At 67.7% G+C, this 14,147-nt stretch carries 11 protein-coding genes and 1 tRNA gene; 2 read left to right on the top strand and 10 right to left on the bottom strand.

From position 1 onward, the window contains the following. Positions 1 to 51 precede the first annotated feature (51 nt). Positions 52 to 1,104 carry a DUF1838 family protein gene (locus tag H3309_RS10870; RefSeq protein WP_182294735.1) on the top strand — a complete coding sequence of 351 codons (1,053 nt, stop codon included), beginning with the start codon at positions 52 to 54 and terminating at the stop codon, positions 1,102 to 1,104. Positions 1,105 to 1,237: 133 nt separating this feature from the next. On the opposite strand, the gene H3309_RS10865 is transcribed toward H3309_RS10870, so the two are convergent. The 7 genes from H3309_RS10865 to H3309_RS10835 all read right to left on the bottom strand — a co-directional run bounded on the left by H3309_RS10865 (position 1,238) and on the right by H3309_RS10835 (position 10,486). Further along, complete coding sequence (locus H3309_RS10865; protein ID WP_182294734.1) at positions 1,238 to 3,991, bottom strand: TonB-dependent receptor; 2,754 nt, start codon at positions 3,989 to 3,991, stop codon at positions 1,238 to 1,240. Positions 3,992 to 4,122: 131 nt separating this feature from the next. Continuing rightward, positions 4,123 to 5,193, bottom strand: a complete 1,071-nt coding sequence (locus H3309_RS10860) for an ester cyclase (protein ID WP_182294733.1) — start codon at positions 5,191 to 5,193, stop codon at positions 4,123 to 4,125. Next, positions 5,190 to 6,665 (bottom strand): MFS transporter, encoded by a 1,476-nt coding sequence (locus H3309_RS10855; RefSeq protein WP_182294732.1) that lies wholly within the window; start codon positions 6,663 to 6,665, stop codon positions 5,190 to 5,192. Before H3309_RS10855 ends, H3309_RS10860 begins: the two co-directional genes overlap by 4 nt. Then, entirely contained in the window at positions 6,662 to 7,285 is a 624-nt protein-coding gene (locus H3309_RS10850; RefSeq protein ID WP_182294731.1) for a hypothetical protein, read from the bottom strand. The genes H3309_RS10855 and H3309_RS10850 overlap by 4 nt, the downstream gene beginning before the upstream one ends. Beyond that, on the bottom strand, positions 7,282 to 8,355 hold the full coding sequence (locus tag H3309_RS10845) for a nuclear transport factor 2 family protein (RefSeq protein WP_182294730.1): 1,074 nt from the start codon (positions 8,353 to 8,355) through the stop codon (positions 7,282 to 7,284). The genes H3309_RS10850 and H3309_RS10845 overlap by 4 nt, the downstream gene beginning before the upstream one ends. Next, positions 8,352 to 9,416 (bottom strand): nuclear transport factor 2 family protein, encoded by a 1,065-nt coding sequence (locus H3309_RS10840; protein ID WP_182294729.1) that lies wholly within the window; start codon positions 9,414 to 9,416, stop codon positions 8,352 to 8,354. Before H3309_RS10840 ends, H3309_RS10845 begins: the two co-directional genes overlap by 4 nt. A gap of 8 nt (positions 9,417 to 9,424) precedes the next feature. Further along, positions 9,425 to 10,486, bottom strand: a complete 1,062-nt coding sequence (locus H3309_RS10835; protein WP_243453697.1) for an arginine N-succinyltransferase — start codon at positions 10,484 to 10,486, stop codon at positions 9,425 to 9,427. Between the two features lie 79 nt (positions 10,487 to 10,565). Here H3309_RS10835 and H3309_RS10830 point away from each other — a divergent pair, with 79 nt between their 5' ends. Beyond that, on the top strand, positions 10,566 to 11,639 hold the full coding sequence (locus H3309_RS10830; RefSeq protein ID WP_182294727.1) for a LacI family DNA-binding transcriptional regulator: 1,074 nt from the start codon (positions 10,566 to 10,568) through the stop codon (positions 11,637 to 11,639). Positions 11,640 to 11,824: 185 nt separating this feature from the next. On the opposite strand, the gene H3309_RS10825 is transcribed toward H3309_RS10830, so the two are convergent. The 3 genes from H3309_RS10825 to rpsA form a co-directional block, all read right to left on the bottom strand. Further along, positions 11,825 to 11,911, bottom strand: a tRNA-Leu gene (locus H3309_RS10825). A gap of 8 nt (positions 11,912 to 11,919) precedes the next feature. Continuing rightward, positions 11,920 to 12,201, bottom strand: coding sequence for an integration host factor subunit beta (locus tag H3309_RS10820; protein ID WP_182294726.1), 282 nt, complete (start codon positions 12,199 to 12,201; stop codon positions 11,920 to 11,922). A 184-nt stretch (positions 12,202 to 12,385) separates the two neighbouring features. Next, entirely contained in the window at positions 12,386 to 14,092 is a 1,707-nt protein-coding gene (gene rpsA / locus H3309_RS10815; protein ID WP_182294725.1) for a 30S ribosomal protein S1, read from the bottom strand. Between the last annotated feature and the right edge of the window lie 55 nt (positions 14,093 to 14,147).

Raw genomic sequence — 14,147 nt, 5'->3', positions numbered from 1 at the left:
TCAACGGGCCGGGCCTATCAGCATGCCATGGTCTGGTGAAGGATGACGGGTATGGATCGGCGGGATTTCCTGATGGGCAGCAGCCTGATGGCGGCGGTGGCGCTGGGCGGGACGGCGGCGAACGCGCAGCGGACGTCGCGCGCGCTCGCTGACCCCGCCAGCCTGAAGGGGCCGTTCCTGGACCTGACCACGCCGGCGGGGAACCGCGAGGCCTGGGCGCGGCTGTTGGGCAACACCGACATGAAGAGCACCAAATATGGCTGGGCGCAGGGCATCGTGATGGGCGTGCGGCCCGGCGAGGCGGTCCGGGACCTGTGCGGTTTCACCATGCTGAGCACCGCGCGGCTGCTGCCGAACCCCGGCCCCGACGGCGGATACCGCAAGGTGTTGCGGGAGATCGGCTATTACACCGACCTGGCGAGCGGCGAGATCATCACCGAGTGGAAGAACCCCTATCTGAACGAGACGGTGAAGGTGGTGCCGATCAAGAATGATCCGTTCAACCACACGATCACCGATTTCTTCCCCGATCCGCCGAACTATGGCGGCCTCAACACGTTCAAGCCGCCGCGCCGGCCGTTCCAGCTGCACTGGACGAAACGGCGCGGGCTGCTGAGCCTGGAGAGCCACATCAACCTTTTCTATCCGAGCGCGTTGCAGCCGTCGAAATGGCCGCGCGAGAGCGCGTCGCCGTTCGCGCAGGTGACGGAGATGTTCAACTATGTCATCAACTGGGCCGACATGCAGGACAAGCGCCGCACCAGCGTGGAGTATCAGGGCAGCTGGCACCGGGTGACGCCGTGGCTGCCGTGGATGCTGATGGGGCCGACGCCAGGGCATGCCATGTACAATACGGTGATGGGCAGTTTCGACGACATCAACCAGATCGACCGGCGCACGCTGGATTATGTGGCGAAGAATGACCCGCTCTATCTGAAGGCGCCGGAGACCTGGGAGGAGCCGAGCCTGTCCAGCCTGGAATGGTATGCGCGGCAGCAGAAGCCGGCGCCGGTGCCGGAAGGCCAGCCGGTGCCGCGGGCGCCGGATCCCGAGCTTCCGGCGTGGTTTAAGGCGATTCAGGCGAAGATGAAGACGGGGGCTTAGGGCGCGAGTCGTCGGACGGGTCAGACCGACGCGGGCGACGGCAAAGCCGCCGCTCTCGCGTCGGCCTGCCCGCCGGCCGGGCTTGCGCCTGTCTGTGCCTTACGCCTTTGGCGACGGCACAGCGGCGCTGCGCCTAGAACTTAAACCCCGCCTGCACGCCGTAGGTGCGGGGGATCGCGAAGCTCGCCTGGAGCGTGCGGTTGCTGGCATAGACCGCGCGGGTGATGACCGCCGTATCCTCGATATTGTTGACGAAGGCCTGGATGCGGAAGCGCTCGTCCGCGCTGCGCCAGGTGAGGCGGAGGTCGGTGCGGGTGAAGGCCTTCTGGTTGCCGAAGTCGGGCGTCAGGTCGGTGAGGATATAGTCGCTACTGAAATAGGTCTGGACTTCGGGGGTGAGGCTGCCGGCATCGCCCATGTCGATGCGGTAGGCGATGCCGACCTGGACGGTATAGTCCGGCTGGAACGCCTTGCGCGATTGGTACACGGTGCCGTCGCGGCCCTTGCCGGCGATGACGTAGCGCCATTGCGGCACGCCGCCGACCGTCACCTGGCTGCCATCGGGCGCGACGACCGGCACGAAGCGGTTGGGATCGGTGCGGACGTTGGGGAAGGGTGTGCCCTGCACCGTATTCTGCTCGCCGGTTGAAAGGTTGCAGTCCGGCGTGACGGTGGTGGAGCAGAAGGAGGCGATGCCGCCGAAGTTGAAGGTGTTGACGGCATATTCGATCTCGCGCGCGTGCAGCCAGTTGAACGCGAGGTTGAAGGTGAGGTTGGGGGTGGGGCGGGCGACCATTTCCAGGTCGACACCATAGGCGCGGTCCTTGCCGATGTTCTGGACGAGAGCCAGAACGGCGGCCGGGTTGGCCGGGTTGGGAATCGAGGTCTGCGCCTGCAGGTCCCGGAAATTGTTGAGGAAGGCGGCGGCGTTGAGGGTCAGCTTGCCGTCGAGCAGCGTGTTCTTCGTGCCGATTTCATAGGCGGTCACATATTCCGGCGCGAAGGCGAGCAGCGTGTTGACGCCGCCGATGTTGACGACGCCGGTGTTGAAGCCGCCGGAGTGGGCGCCGGTGGAGACGCTGGCGTAGATCATGTGGTCGCGGCTGAACTTGTAGTCCACGGCGGCGCGCCAGGTGACGAAATCCTGCGTGAGGTTGTTGCAGACGAAGTTGTAGGCGGAGGCGATGGCCGAGGCGGGCGCGTTGGAGGCGCTGTTGGCGGCGATCAGCCCACCGCAGGTATAATTGATGGGATCGTCGATGCTGTGGGCATAATAGAGCGGCGACGAGCCGGGGAAGGTGTTGAAGCGGCTGCTGAGCTGGGTCTTGCGGTCGCTGGTGTAGCGGATGCCGCCGGTGACCGTCAGCTTCTCGGCGAAGGTGTAGGAGAGCTGGCCATAGGCGGCGAGCGACTTGATCTTCTGCTGGTAGGCGGTGAGGCTGTCGTAGGCGAAGGTCTGGTCGATGTTGCCGACGGTGGTGCCGTTCGCCAGCGTCGGCAGCGCGGTGAAGCCCCAGTTGTAGAGCTTCTGGCCGGCCGGCGCGCCGACCGTGTTGTAGGCGCGGTTGACGTTGGTGACATTATGTTCGGTGATGTTGTCGTTATAATAATAGCCGCCGACGATGTACTGGAAGGGGCTGGTGGTGTCGCTGGAGAGCAGCTGCACTTCCTGGGTGAAGGTCTTGGCGCGGGTCCGGATATAGGAGAAGTTGAGCTGCACCGGGGTCAGGCTGTTGCCGGTGACCAAGTTGTTGAAATCGGTGTAGCTGGTGATGGAACGGAGTTTCACCGCGCCGACGTCGTAGCTGATGGTGCCGCCCCACTGGTGCTGACGCGTGCGGCGGAAGGTCTTGCCGGCGAAATCGATGACATAGGGGTCGGCATCGACCGGGATGCCGACATCGACGCCGTTCACGTCGGGGATGCCGTCGCGGTAGCGGGAATCGACGTTGAGCGGGGTGCCGGTCCAGCTCTGGCCGTTGAAGCCGTTGGGAAAATTGTAGGTGACGCCGTTGCGGGTGATCGAGCCGCCGGGCTGGCGGATCAGGTCGCGGTCGACGAGGACGCCGACTTCCTTGTAGCCGAAGCCGTAGATGCCGTTGCCGCCCTGCCACAGGTAGGAGCCGCGCAGCAGCACCTCGAGACCCTCGATGTTGCTGGGCGCGATGCGGAGCGTGCCGCGGACGAAGGCCTGGTCATTGTCGCCGGCGTCGTTGCCGTTGGGGTTGCGGTTCCTGATGTAGCCGTCGGACTGCTCGCCCATGCCGGCGATGCGCAGCGCGACGCCGTCCGAGATCGGCAGGTTGACGAAGGCCTCGCCGCGGATGTGGTTGTAGCGCCCGTAGAGCGCGTCGATGCCGGCGGCGAATTCGTTTTTGGGCAGCGCCGAGTTGAAGGCGATGTTGCCGCCGAAGCTGTTGCGGCCGTAGAGCGTGCCCTGCGGGCCTTTCTGCACCTCGACACGATCGAGGTCGACGATGGGCGGGATCTGCTGGGTGCGCGACTGGTAGATGTCGTCGACATAGATGCCGATGCGCGGGTCGCCGTTGACGGCGACATTTTCGGTGTAGGTGCCGCGGATGGCGGGGCGGAGCGCGGCACCGGAGCGGCCGAAGCGGACGCCGGGGACCAGCTGCTCGATGCGTTCGACATCGGTGACGGCGGCGTTCTTCAGCGCGTCGCCCGAGATGGCGGAGACGGAGAGCGGGATGTCCTGCACGCGCTCGGCGCGGCGCTGCGCGGTGACAACGATGTCGTCGCCGACATCCTCGGCGGCAGCGGCGGTGGCCGGGGCGGCAACGGTTTGCGCCAGGGCGGGGGAGGCGAGGGCCGCCAGCATCGTCGAGGAGATGAGTGCGAGACGGAAAGCGGTGCGTGCAGTTGCCATGATGGCCCCCCTTTGTTGGTTCGGCATCAGTGCATCATGCAGGTGCATCCGCAGTCAATATCGATGAAACCGGTTGCATTGATTTATTTCGGATCGGGGCGCTGGATGCGGTCGGATGTTGCAAATACGCCTCAGCGGGGCCAGCGCGGTTGCGCCGGGTTGGTGATGAAGCCGAGGTCGTGGAAGAGGTCGAGGCCCATCTGGTGGACGATGTGCGGGATGTCCATCATCACCCAATTGTCGATGATGCGGTTGTCGGCATCGAGCCGATACCAGTCCGCGACGCGCATTTCGATGCGGCGGCCGGTGGGCGGCAGCCCGAGCCATTCGCCGCCCAGATGCGTGGCGACAAGCGACGGCCAGCCGCCGGTGACGGCGTAGCGGCCATCCCCCAGCTGCGTGTAATGGCCGGGGCCATCCTCCGGCCCGTTCGGGTCGCGCGGGCGGCCGCTGCGGTCGGGGAAGGCCTGAAGGAAAAGGGCGCCGTGGAAATCGCGGAAGCCGCGCTGGCCGCGCATCGAGCCGATGCCGGCGGGGCCGTACCAGTTCATGTCCGGGTGCCAGTGGTGGCTGTGGCGGCTGGGGCTGGTTTCCAGCGTGGCGAATTCGGCGGGTTTCGGCAGGCCCATCTGCATTTCGCGCACGATGGCGAGCGTGGTGGCGCCCTGTTCCGGATCCGCGCCGAGCGCGGTGGCGCCGGTGTCGCAGGGGGGGAAGGCCCATTGCGCCGGGCTGCCGGGCATGCGGCGGAAGGGGTAGAGGCCGGCCTGGGCCATCAGGTCGACGATGTCGAGCAGGACATAGGCCTTGGCGATGCGGCCGTCGCGGACCAGGGCGTTGACGCCGAAGCGGAGCGCGATCAGCCCGTGGGTGGGCGGAATGCCGAGCCAGGGGGCGTCGAAGGTGGCCATCAGATGGCCCCAGCTGCTGACCTGTTCGCGGCCCTCGTAGGTGCCGCCGATGACGAAGGCGAGGCGCTGTTCGGCGTTGGGGAAGGCGGTGCGCAGCGGTTGCCAGAAGCGTTCGGCGGCGGCGTGGATCCCTTCGATGCGGTTGAAGGGATGGAAGATGTCGAAGATGCAGTCCGGGTGGCAGTGGCGGGCCAGGGCGGCGGGGATGTCGCCTTGGGCAAGCTCGGCCAGCAGGGATGCGAGCATCGCCTTGTTGGTTGCGTGGCGGACGGGGAGGGCAATGGCGTTCATGCGGGGGTTCCGGGTGCTTTTTGAACTGTCGCGCTTTCCACCGAACCAGCTTCCCCTTTTGTGGAAAGCGCTCTGGCGTCGAGGGCGGCGCGGGTGGCGGTGTAGCTGCCGCGGGTGACGCGGAGCATGGCGTAGAAGATGCCGGCGACGAGGCCGGGGATGGTGGAGAGGACGAAGGCGGCGGCGAGGCCCATCAGCACGGGTTCGGGCACCTGGCCGGGGGTGGCCTTTTCCGGGAAGGCGATGAGGGTGAGGACGAAGCCGGCGAGCGCGGTACCGAGCGCCTGGTCGACGCGGGCGAAAAAGGTGCGGGTGGCGTAGAGCACGCCTTCCTGGCGCAGGCCATGTTTCAGCTCATTCTCGTCGGCAATGTCGGCGAGCGCGGAATATAGCGTGGTGGTCATCAGGCTGTAGGGGGCGTGTTGCAGGATGGAGAAGCCGATGAGGATGGGCAGCAGGCCGGGCGTGTCGGCGCTGAGGATACCCAGCCAGCCGAGCGCCAGCGGGATGGCCGGGCCGATGGCGTAGAGCAAGAGGGCGCCGGCGCCGGTCCAGCGCTTGTCCAGCCGGGCGTGCAGCGGTTTGACGGCGAAGGCGGCGAACAGGTAGCCGGCGAAACTGCCGAGCGCGAACCAGCTGATCTGGTCGTTGGTGAGGCGCCAAAAGTAGGTCGCGCCGTAGAGCCACAGGCCGGAGCGGACGCCGACCATCATCGACAGGAAGAAGAGGCCGACGAGGAGCACGACATAGTTGCGGTTGGAGAGCGCGCGGCCGATGTCGCGGAAGAGTTCGCGAAGCCCGAAGCGCGGCGTGTCGGCGGCGGGCTGTGGCAGGAAGGGGATGCGGCTTCGCGTGGCCCAGCTGCTGTAGCTGAGCATGACGAGGATCATCAGCGCGATGGTGATCGAGAAGGTGGGCCAGCGGCTGGGGTCGAGCGCGCCGTTGGGGAATTGCTCGGTGGCGGCGAAGAAGACGCGGAAGGAGAGCAGCCAGCCGAGCGTGTCGCCGATCCACAGGAAGAAGCTGTTGTAGGCCATGACGCTGGTGCGTTCGAGATAGTCCTCTGACAGCTCGCCACCGAGGGCGAGGTGCGGTGTGTGGTAGAGGGTCATCGCCTGGAGCAGCATGGTGTTGGCGAGCGCCAGCCAGATGAGCTGGCCGAGTTCGCCGATGTCCGGCGGGTTGAAGACCGCCCAGAACAGCAGGGCGGCCGGCAGGATGGAGGCGAACAGGAAGGGGTGGCGGCGGCCCCATTTCGAGCGGGTGCGGTCCGACCAGCTGCCGACCAGCGGATCGAAGACGGCGTTGACGATGAGGCCGGCGGCGAGCGCCAGGCCGACATGCGCCGCGGGCAGGCCCTTCACCTGGTTGTAGAACAGCAGCAGGAAGCTGGTGGTGGCGGTGATGGCGATGGCTTCCGCGGTGCTGCCGAGGGCATAGGAGATTTTCAGCCGCTTGCTGAGGGCTGTCATGCGACGATCCGGATGCGGAGATCGCGCGGTATGAGTGGATCGCACAGGGTCTGGCTGTCTTCGCCGTCCCAGCGCAGCGCGGCCATGGTCAAGCTGGGGGCGCGGACGGGGTTGGCGGCGAGGGCGTGGAGCGCGAGCAGGGCGGCGCCCTGCCCGGCGGTGCCGAAGGCGCGGACGGCGAAGGCGCGGGTGCGGAAGCCGGGGCTGCCGGCGAGCAGGGCGAGGGCGAGGCTGCGCAGGCGGGGGAGCGCCGCGGGATCGAGCGCCGGATGGTCGGTGGCGGCGATGAACAGGTCGGCGCGGGCCTGGTGCAGGTCGGTATCGAAGGCGACGCTGACGGCGGGTTCGCCTGCGCCCGGATCGGGCTGGCCGATGCGCCACAGGCGGGCGATGTGCGCGCCGTGCAGGTCGGCGAACAGCGCCTGCGTTTCACCGAACAGGGCGAGATGGCCGGGGGCCTCGAGCGCCACGGCCAGGTCGGTGAGGGGGGCGCGGCGGAAGGCGTCGGCGATGGCCTCGGCGCCGAAATGGTCGGTGTTGCCGCTTTCCAGGCGGCAGGCGGGGAGGACGGGCGCCGCGGTGCCGGCGGCGAGCGCGCGCAGCGTATCGCCGGCGGTCATGCGCCCAAGCCCCCGGCGATCTGGCGGAGGATGGCGAGTTCGTCGAACACGGTGATGTCCTCGAGGATCGATGATGCGCGCAGCCGGTAGTGGGAGACGGCGAGGATCAGGATCTCGCGGTTGGTGGCGGGGCCCCAGAGGCCGGGGCTGCGGTGGTGGCCCGTGAGTGCCCAGCGCAGCGCGACCGCGATGTCGCCGGCGGGGAGCGGGCGGGCGGCGATATGCTGGAGCTGGAAGGCGGCGGCGTGCAGCAGGCCACGAAGTTGCGTGGCGCAACCGATCCAGTAGCCGCGACCGAAGCCGTGGCGGTTGGAGGGCCAGCGGATCTCGGCGGAGGGGGAAAGCCGGGCGGCGGCGTCGCCATAGAGGTCGTGGCGGAAGGCATCGGCCAGCAGCGCGGCCGGGATCGCGGCGGGGTGGTCGGTGGGGATGGGACAGTCGCCGCCGGCGCGGATGGCGGCGATGGATTGCGCGCGCCAGGCGTGGCGGCGCGTATCGCCCTCGCGGTCGGCGGTGGCCTGGGCCTGCGCCAGTGCCCAGGGGTCGCCACCGACCTGGGCGACGGCACGCCAGTTGTCGCGCACCAGCCATTCCTCGACGATGCGGTTTTCGCGGCAGGCGCAGTCGGCGATGGTGGTGACGCCGGTGCCGCGCAGCGTGGCCGGCCCGAGCATCGCGTCGTCGCCCATATGCGTCATCTGGCTGGTGATGCGGTGGCTGCTGTAGAGGCGGCCGTCGGCGTCCTCGCTCCAGATCACATCCTCGCCGATCACCTGCCGGTCCGATGACATGGCAAGGGCGGCGATGGTGCCCTGGGTGACGGCGTCGGCGCCGACGGCGGGCCCGGCGAGCGTGTGCATCGTGCAGTCGTCGCCATAATGGCTGCGGCAGAGGCCGATGTTCTTTTCTTCCCAGATGCGGTGGGTGCAGCGCATGATATAGTCGACGAAATCGCGATAGACGGGTTCGAAGCCGGGCAGGTCCTGGCGGCGGGGGCCGGGTTCGAGGATGTCGGCGAGCGGGCGCCCGACCGGCGACAGTATCTGGGGGTGGGCGTTCCAGGCGGTCATGCGCACCAGGCCTGGGCAAGGGTGCCGATCTCGTCGAAGATCATCCATTCCTCCGCGATTTTGCCGCTGGCATCGAGGCGCAGGTGGCTGACGCCGAGCATGAAGACGGGTTTGCCCTCCGGACAGTCGCCGAGCACGCCGCCAGCCTTGCTGCTGCCTTCGAGTACCCAGCGGACCGCGACGATGACCCCGTCGGTCTCCTCCGAATGGCAGACGTGCTGCACGCGCATGATGGCGTCCGGCATGGCGGCGAGGATGTGGATGAGCAGCTGGCCGATGGCGCGAAGGCCGCTGGCGACGCGGCCGCCGCCGGCGTGGACGGTGGCGTCCGGGGCATAATGGTTGGGCAGCCAGTCCAGCCGGCGCAGGTTCCATAGATTGTGGAACAGGTGGCGTGCCCAGCCGTCGGGCGTAGTTGGATCGAGCGTGAGGGCGCCGCGCGGGGCCTGGCCCTCGAGGCGGGTTTCAGGGGCCAGCAGGACGGTTTCGAAGCCGGGGCTGGCGGCGACGCGGCGGGCGCAATCGTGCGGATCGAGGCCGAGCTGGCGCACCTGGGCGCCATTGTCCCGCACCAGCCATTCGGTGTGGATGCGGTTGTCGCGGCTGATGCAGTCCGCGGCGAAGCGGATCGAGGCGCGGCGGCCGGTGGCCGGCCCCCAGCCGCTGCGGCCGAGGTTGGTCGAGCGGCTGTGGCCAAGGTGCGAGGTGTAGAAGCCGCTGCTTTCATCGCCGCTCCAGGCGACGTTGAGGTGGTGGATCTCGCCGTCCGGGAAGGCGTTGAGGGTGGTGACGGTGCCGGCGATCACCTCCTCGACCGAGCGGGTGACGCCATAGTGGGAGAAGATGACGCAGCTGGCATCATAGGTGTCGTAGATGCGGCCGATGGCGCGGTCCATCCAGATCTCGTCGGTGATGCGGACGATGTAATCGACGATGTCGGTGAACTGGGGTTCGAAGCCTGCCATCGGTTGCGTGCGTGCGTCGGCGGGCGTGTCGTGCCGACGCGCGCGGTGGCGGATGCGGGTGACGGGGGGGCGTTCGGGAAGGGTGAAGGGCAGCATCGGGGCCTCTAGGCGGGGACGGCGAGGATCGGGTCGCCAGGGGCGAGGGCGAGGGTGTCGGCGAGCGCGGGATCGATGGCGGCATCGGCCGTGGTGGCGGGGGTGACCGCGCCGCGCGCGACGCGGAAGCTGGCGCCGGTGCCGGTGGCGACGAGGTGCGGCGTGCCGCCGGCGAGGATCGCGGCGACGGTCAGCGCGCGGGCATCGCGGACGGTGCGGAGTTGGTCGATATCGGCGTGGAGGGTAGGGCCGCCGTCGAAGATGTCGACATAGTCGCCGTCGGCGAAGCCCTCGGCCAGCAGCATCTCGAGCGCCGGGCGGCCATCGTCGTGCGGCCGGCCGAGGGCAGCCTGGGCGGCGGGTGGCAGCAGCGAGACATAGAGGGGGTAGCGCGGGCCGAGGTCGGCGATGAACTGGTTGCCCTGCACGGCGCCGGTGCGGTCGGCTTCGTGAAACTCCATGTCATAGAAATGCCGGCCGATGGCATCCCAGACGGGGGAGCGACCGTCGGCGTCCTGATAGCCGCGCAGCTCCGCGATGACGCGGCGGCGGAACCAGGCGCGGTGCTGGGCAATGAAGAGGTAGCGGGCGCGGGCGGCGAGCGCGCCCAGGGCGGCGCCGCGGAAGGCGGGGTTGATGAACAGGCCGCCGACTTCCGCCTCGCCATCGAAATCATTGGCGAGGTTGAGCAGGGTTTGCGCCTTCAGGCGGTTGACGGCGCGCGAGCGATTGGCCTGGCGGGTGAGGCGATAGCTGTAGAAAGGCCATTCGGCGCCCACCCGGGGGAAGATGCAGGAGGTGCCGGCGATCTCGCCCGCCTGTTCGATGATGAGCAGGATGGCGGCGCCGGCCTCTCGCGCGGCGGGATCGGTGAGCGCGCGGGCGCTGGCAGCGAGTTTCATCGCCAGTGCCCCGCGGTCCGGCGGCAGGTTGGTGAGGCCGCTGCCGCCGGAACAGGCAAGCGCGTAGAGCGCGTCGAGATCGTCGGGCGTCGAGACTCGCGCGTGGGGTGCGGCGATGCTTGCAGCCTGACGATGGACGGTGACGGTGGACACGGGGGCCTCTTGCAATTTCTGCAAGGCTGCCAGTGCAAAAAGGGGAATGCAAGCGATGTTGTTCTTGCAACCGGTTTCATCCATGCGATAATCGATGCTGGGGCCTGGCGGGAGTGCGGCGATGGTGGAACGGGGACGGCGGCGGGCGCGGGTGGTGCCGGAAGAGCCGAAACGGACGCGCGCGGCGGACGTGGCGGCGATTGCCGGCGTGTCCGAGTCGGCGGTGTCGCGGACGTTCCGCGATGGCAGCGTATCGGCGCATGTGCGGCAGCGGGTGCTGGCCGCGGCGCGGGAGCTGGGATACCGGCCGAACGCGATGGCGCAGGCGCTATTGACGCGCCGGTCCAACGTGATCGCCATTCTGATGACGACCAACACCAATTCGCATTTTCCCGAGGTGCTGTCCGCGCTGTCGCATGCTGCCGACGCGCACCGGATGCGGGTGATGCTGTTCACGGTGGATGATCCCTTGCAGGTCTCCGACGTGGTCGATCAGATCCTGTCCTATCAGGTGGATGGCGTGCTGTCGTTGACGGAGGTGCCGGCGGCGGATGCGCGGATCCTGGAATCGCAGGGGGTCGAGCTGGTGCTGTATAATCGGGCGCGGGCGGATTATGCGGCGAACCTGGTGAGCTGCGACCATCGCGCGGCGGGCCGCGTGCTGGGGGAGCATCTGCTGGCGCTGGGGCACCGGGATTTCGCCATGGTAGAAGGCCCACAACGGTCTTCGCTGGCGCTGGACCGGGCGCAGGGGGTTTATGATGCCCTGGCGGAGGCGGGGATCGAGCGGCGGGCGGTGCCGGTGGCGATCGGCGATTTCGGCTATGAATCCGGGCGTGCGGGGGCGTCGGCGCTGCTGTCGGGCAAGGCGAAGGTGACGGCGCTGGTTTGTGTGAGCGACGTGATGGCGATCGGGGCGATCGACGAGGCATCGAGCCGCGGGCTGCATGTGCCGGATGACCTGTCGGTGGCGGGATTTGACGGGGTACCGGCGGGCACCTGGGACCGGTACCGGCTGACGACGATGCGGCAGCCGCTGCCGCAGCTGGCCGATGCCGCGATCGAGACCATCGTGCGCAAGCTGGCGAACCCGACGCGGGCGCGGGAGACGCGGCTGCTGGTGTGCGACTTGCAGATCGGCGCCTCGACGAAGGCGCGGGCGGGATAGGGGATGTCGCAACCGTGATATTGGTTATCGCACCTGACCGGCCGAAGGCCGCAAGCGCGACTGCGCGCCGGCGCGGGTGCGCCGCCTTCTCCGGGCGCAGCCCGGCTCATGAAGAATCCCGAAGGTCGCAAGCACGCCTGCGCGCCGGCGCTGTCCTTCTCTGGGCGCTGCCTGATCAACGAAAATGGTGCGGATGGCGGGACTCGAACCCGCACTCTGAAGCCAGAAGCGGATTTTAAGTCCGCTGCGTCTACCGGTTCCGCCACATCCGCGGGCGCTGTCAGCCGAGGTTGAGCTTCTCGCGCAATTCCTTGCCGGGCTTGAAGTGGGGCACACGCTTGGCGTCCACCCTGACGGCGACGCCGGTGCGCGGGTTGCGGCCGGTGCGGGCATCGCGCGCGCGGGTGGAAAAGGCGCCGAAGCCACGCAGCTCGACGCGACCGCCGCTGGCCAGCGTGTCACTGATCGAATCGAGGATGGTGGCGACGATTCGTTCGGCGTCTTTCAGTCCCAGATGCGGGTTGGCGTCAGCGACCTTCTGCACCAGTTCAGAGCGGATCATGCCTTTGGCCCCCCAGACCGCGTCGTTTCCGTCAACAGCTTTGTATAAGTGGGAAATATGCCGCTGCGAAGAGGCTTTGGTCAAGCGAATGCGGCGGTGAGCAGTGCAAAACAAAGGCGCGGCGGTGCGCAATGATGCACCGGCCGCGCCATTTTCAAGGCGGCTGCCTTTCGGCAGCGCGCCATCAGTTGCTTTCGCGTGCCTTGTTGAGCGCGGCGCCCAGGATGTCGCCGAGCGAAGCGCCCGAGTCGGACGAGCCATATTGCGCGACCTGCTGCTTCTCCTCGGCGATCTGCATCGCCTTGATCGACAGCATCGGCTTCTTGCCGCGTTCGAAACCGATCACCATGGCATCGACCTTCTGGCCGACTTGGAAGCGTTCCGGGCGCTGCTCGTCGCGGTCGCGGCTGAGGTCGCCGCGCTTGATGAAGGCGGTCGGGCCATCCTCGCCGATCTGCACCTCGATGCCGCCGTCGCGGTTTTCCATGACGGTCGCGGTGACGATCTCGTTCTTGCGGAAATCGCCGCCGCCGGCAGGCGCGGTGGAGGCGCCGGCCTGCGACACCTGCTTGATACCGAGCGAGATGCGTTCGCGCTCGACATCGACTTCGAGCACCTGCGCCTGGACGACTTCACCCTTGCGGTGCAGCGCCAGCGCGGCTTCGCCGGTGACACCCCAGGCGATGTCCGACATGTGGACCATGCCATCGACGTCGCCGTCGAGACCGATGAACAGGCCGAATTCGGTGGAGTTCTTGACCTCGCCCTCGACCGTGCTGCCGACGGGGTGGTTTTCCGCGAAGGCTTCCCAGGGATTGCGCTGCGCCTGCTTCAGGCCGAGCGAGATGCGCCGCTTCTCGCCATCGACCTCGAGGATGACGACATCGACTTCCTGGCTGGTCGAGACGATCTTGCCGGGGTGGACGTTCTTCTTGACCCACGACATTTCGCTGACGTGGACGAGACCCTCGATGCCCGGCTCGAGCTCGATGAAAGCGCCATATTCGGTGATGTTGGTGACGCGGCCGCTGAACTTGCCGCCGACCGGATATTTGGCTTCGGCGCCTTCCCAGGGATCGGTTTCCAGCTGCTTCATGCCCAGGCTGATGCGCTGGGTGTCGCGGTTGATGCGGACGATCTGCACCTTGACCACATCGCCGATGGCGATGACTTCGCTCGGGTGGCCGACACGCTTGTAGCTGATGTCGGTGACATGCAGCAGGCCGTCGATGCCGCCCAGGTCGACGAAGGCGCCGTAATCCGTGATGTTCTTGACGGTGCCGTCGATGATCTGCCCTTCGGCGAGCGACTGGATGAGGCCGGTGCGGGCCTCGGCGCGCGATTCCTCGAGGATGGAGCGGCGGCTGACGACGATGTTGCCGCGCTTGCGGTCCATCTTCAAGAGCTGGAAGGGCTGCGACATGCCCATCAGGGGGCCGACGTCGCGCACCGGGCGGATGTCGACTTGGCTGCCGGGCAGGAAGGCGACGGCGCCGCCGAGATCGACGGTGAAGCCGCCCTTGACCCGGCCGAAGATGATACCGTCGATGCGCTCGCCGGCTTCGAACTGTTTTTCCAGGCGATCCCAAGCGGCTTCGCGGCGGGCGCGGTCACGCGACAGCATCGCTTCGCCATGGGCGTTCTCGACGCGGTCGACATAGACATCGACCTCGTCGCCGACGGCGACTTCGGGCGGCTGGCCCGGGGGGGTGAATTCGCGGATCGAGATGCGGCCTTCGCTCTTCAGCCCGACATCGATGACGACGAGATCGTTCTCGATGGCGACGACGCGCCCCTTGACGACTTTTCCTTCGAAGCTCTGGCTTTCGCCGAGCGACTGGTCGAGGAGGGCGGCGAAATCATCGCGGGTGGGCATTGCAGCGGTGGCCATGAAAATCCTTGTCTTGTCGTTGCAGGCCGGCCGGTTGTGTCCGGCGGTCTTGCGG

This window comes from Sandaracinobacteroides saxicola (genome assembly GCF_014117445.1).
Classification (GTDB): Bacteria; Pseudomonadota; Alphaproteobacteria; order Sphingomonadales; family Sphingomonadaceae; genus Sandaracinobacteroides_A; species Sandaracinobacteroides_A saxicola.
The sequence above is the reverse complement of the archived record's forward strand: the minus strand, read 5'-3'. Positions and strand labels throughout refer to the sequence as shown.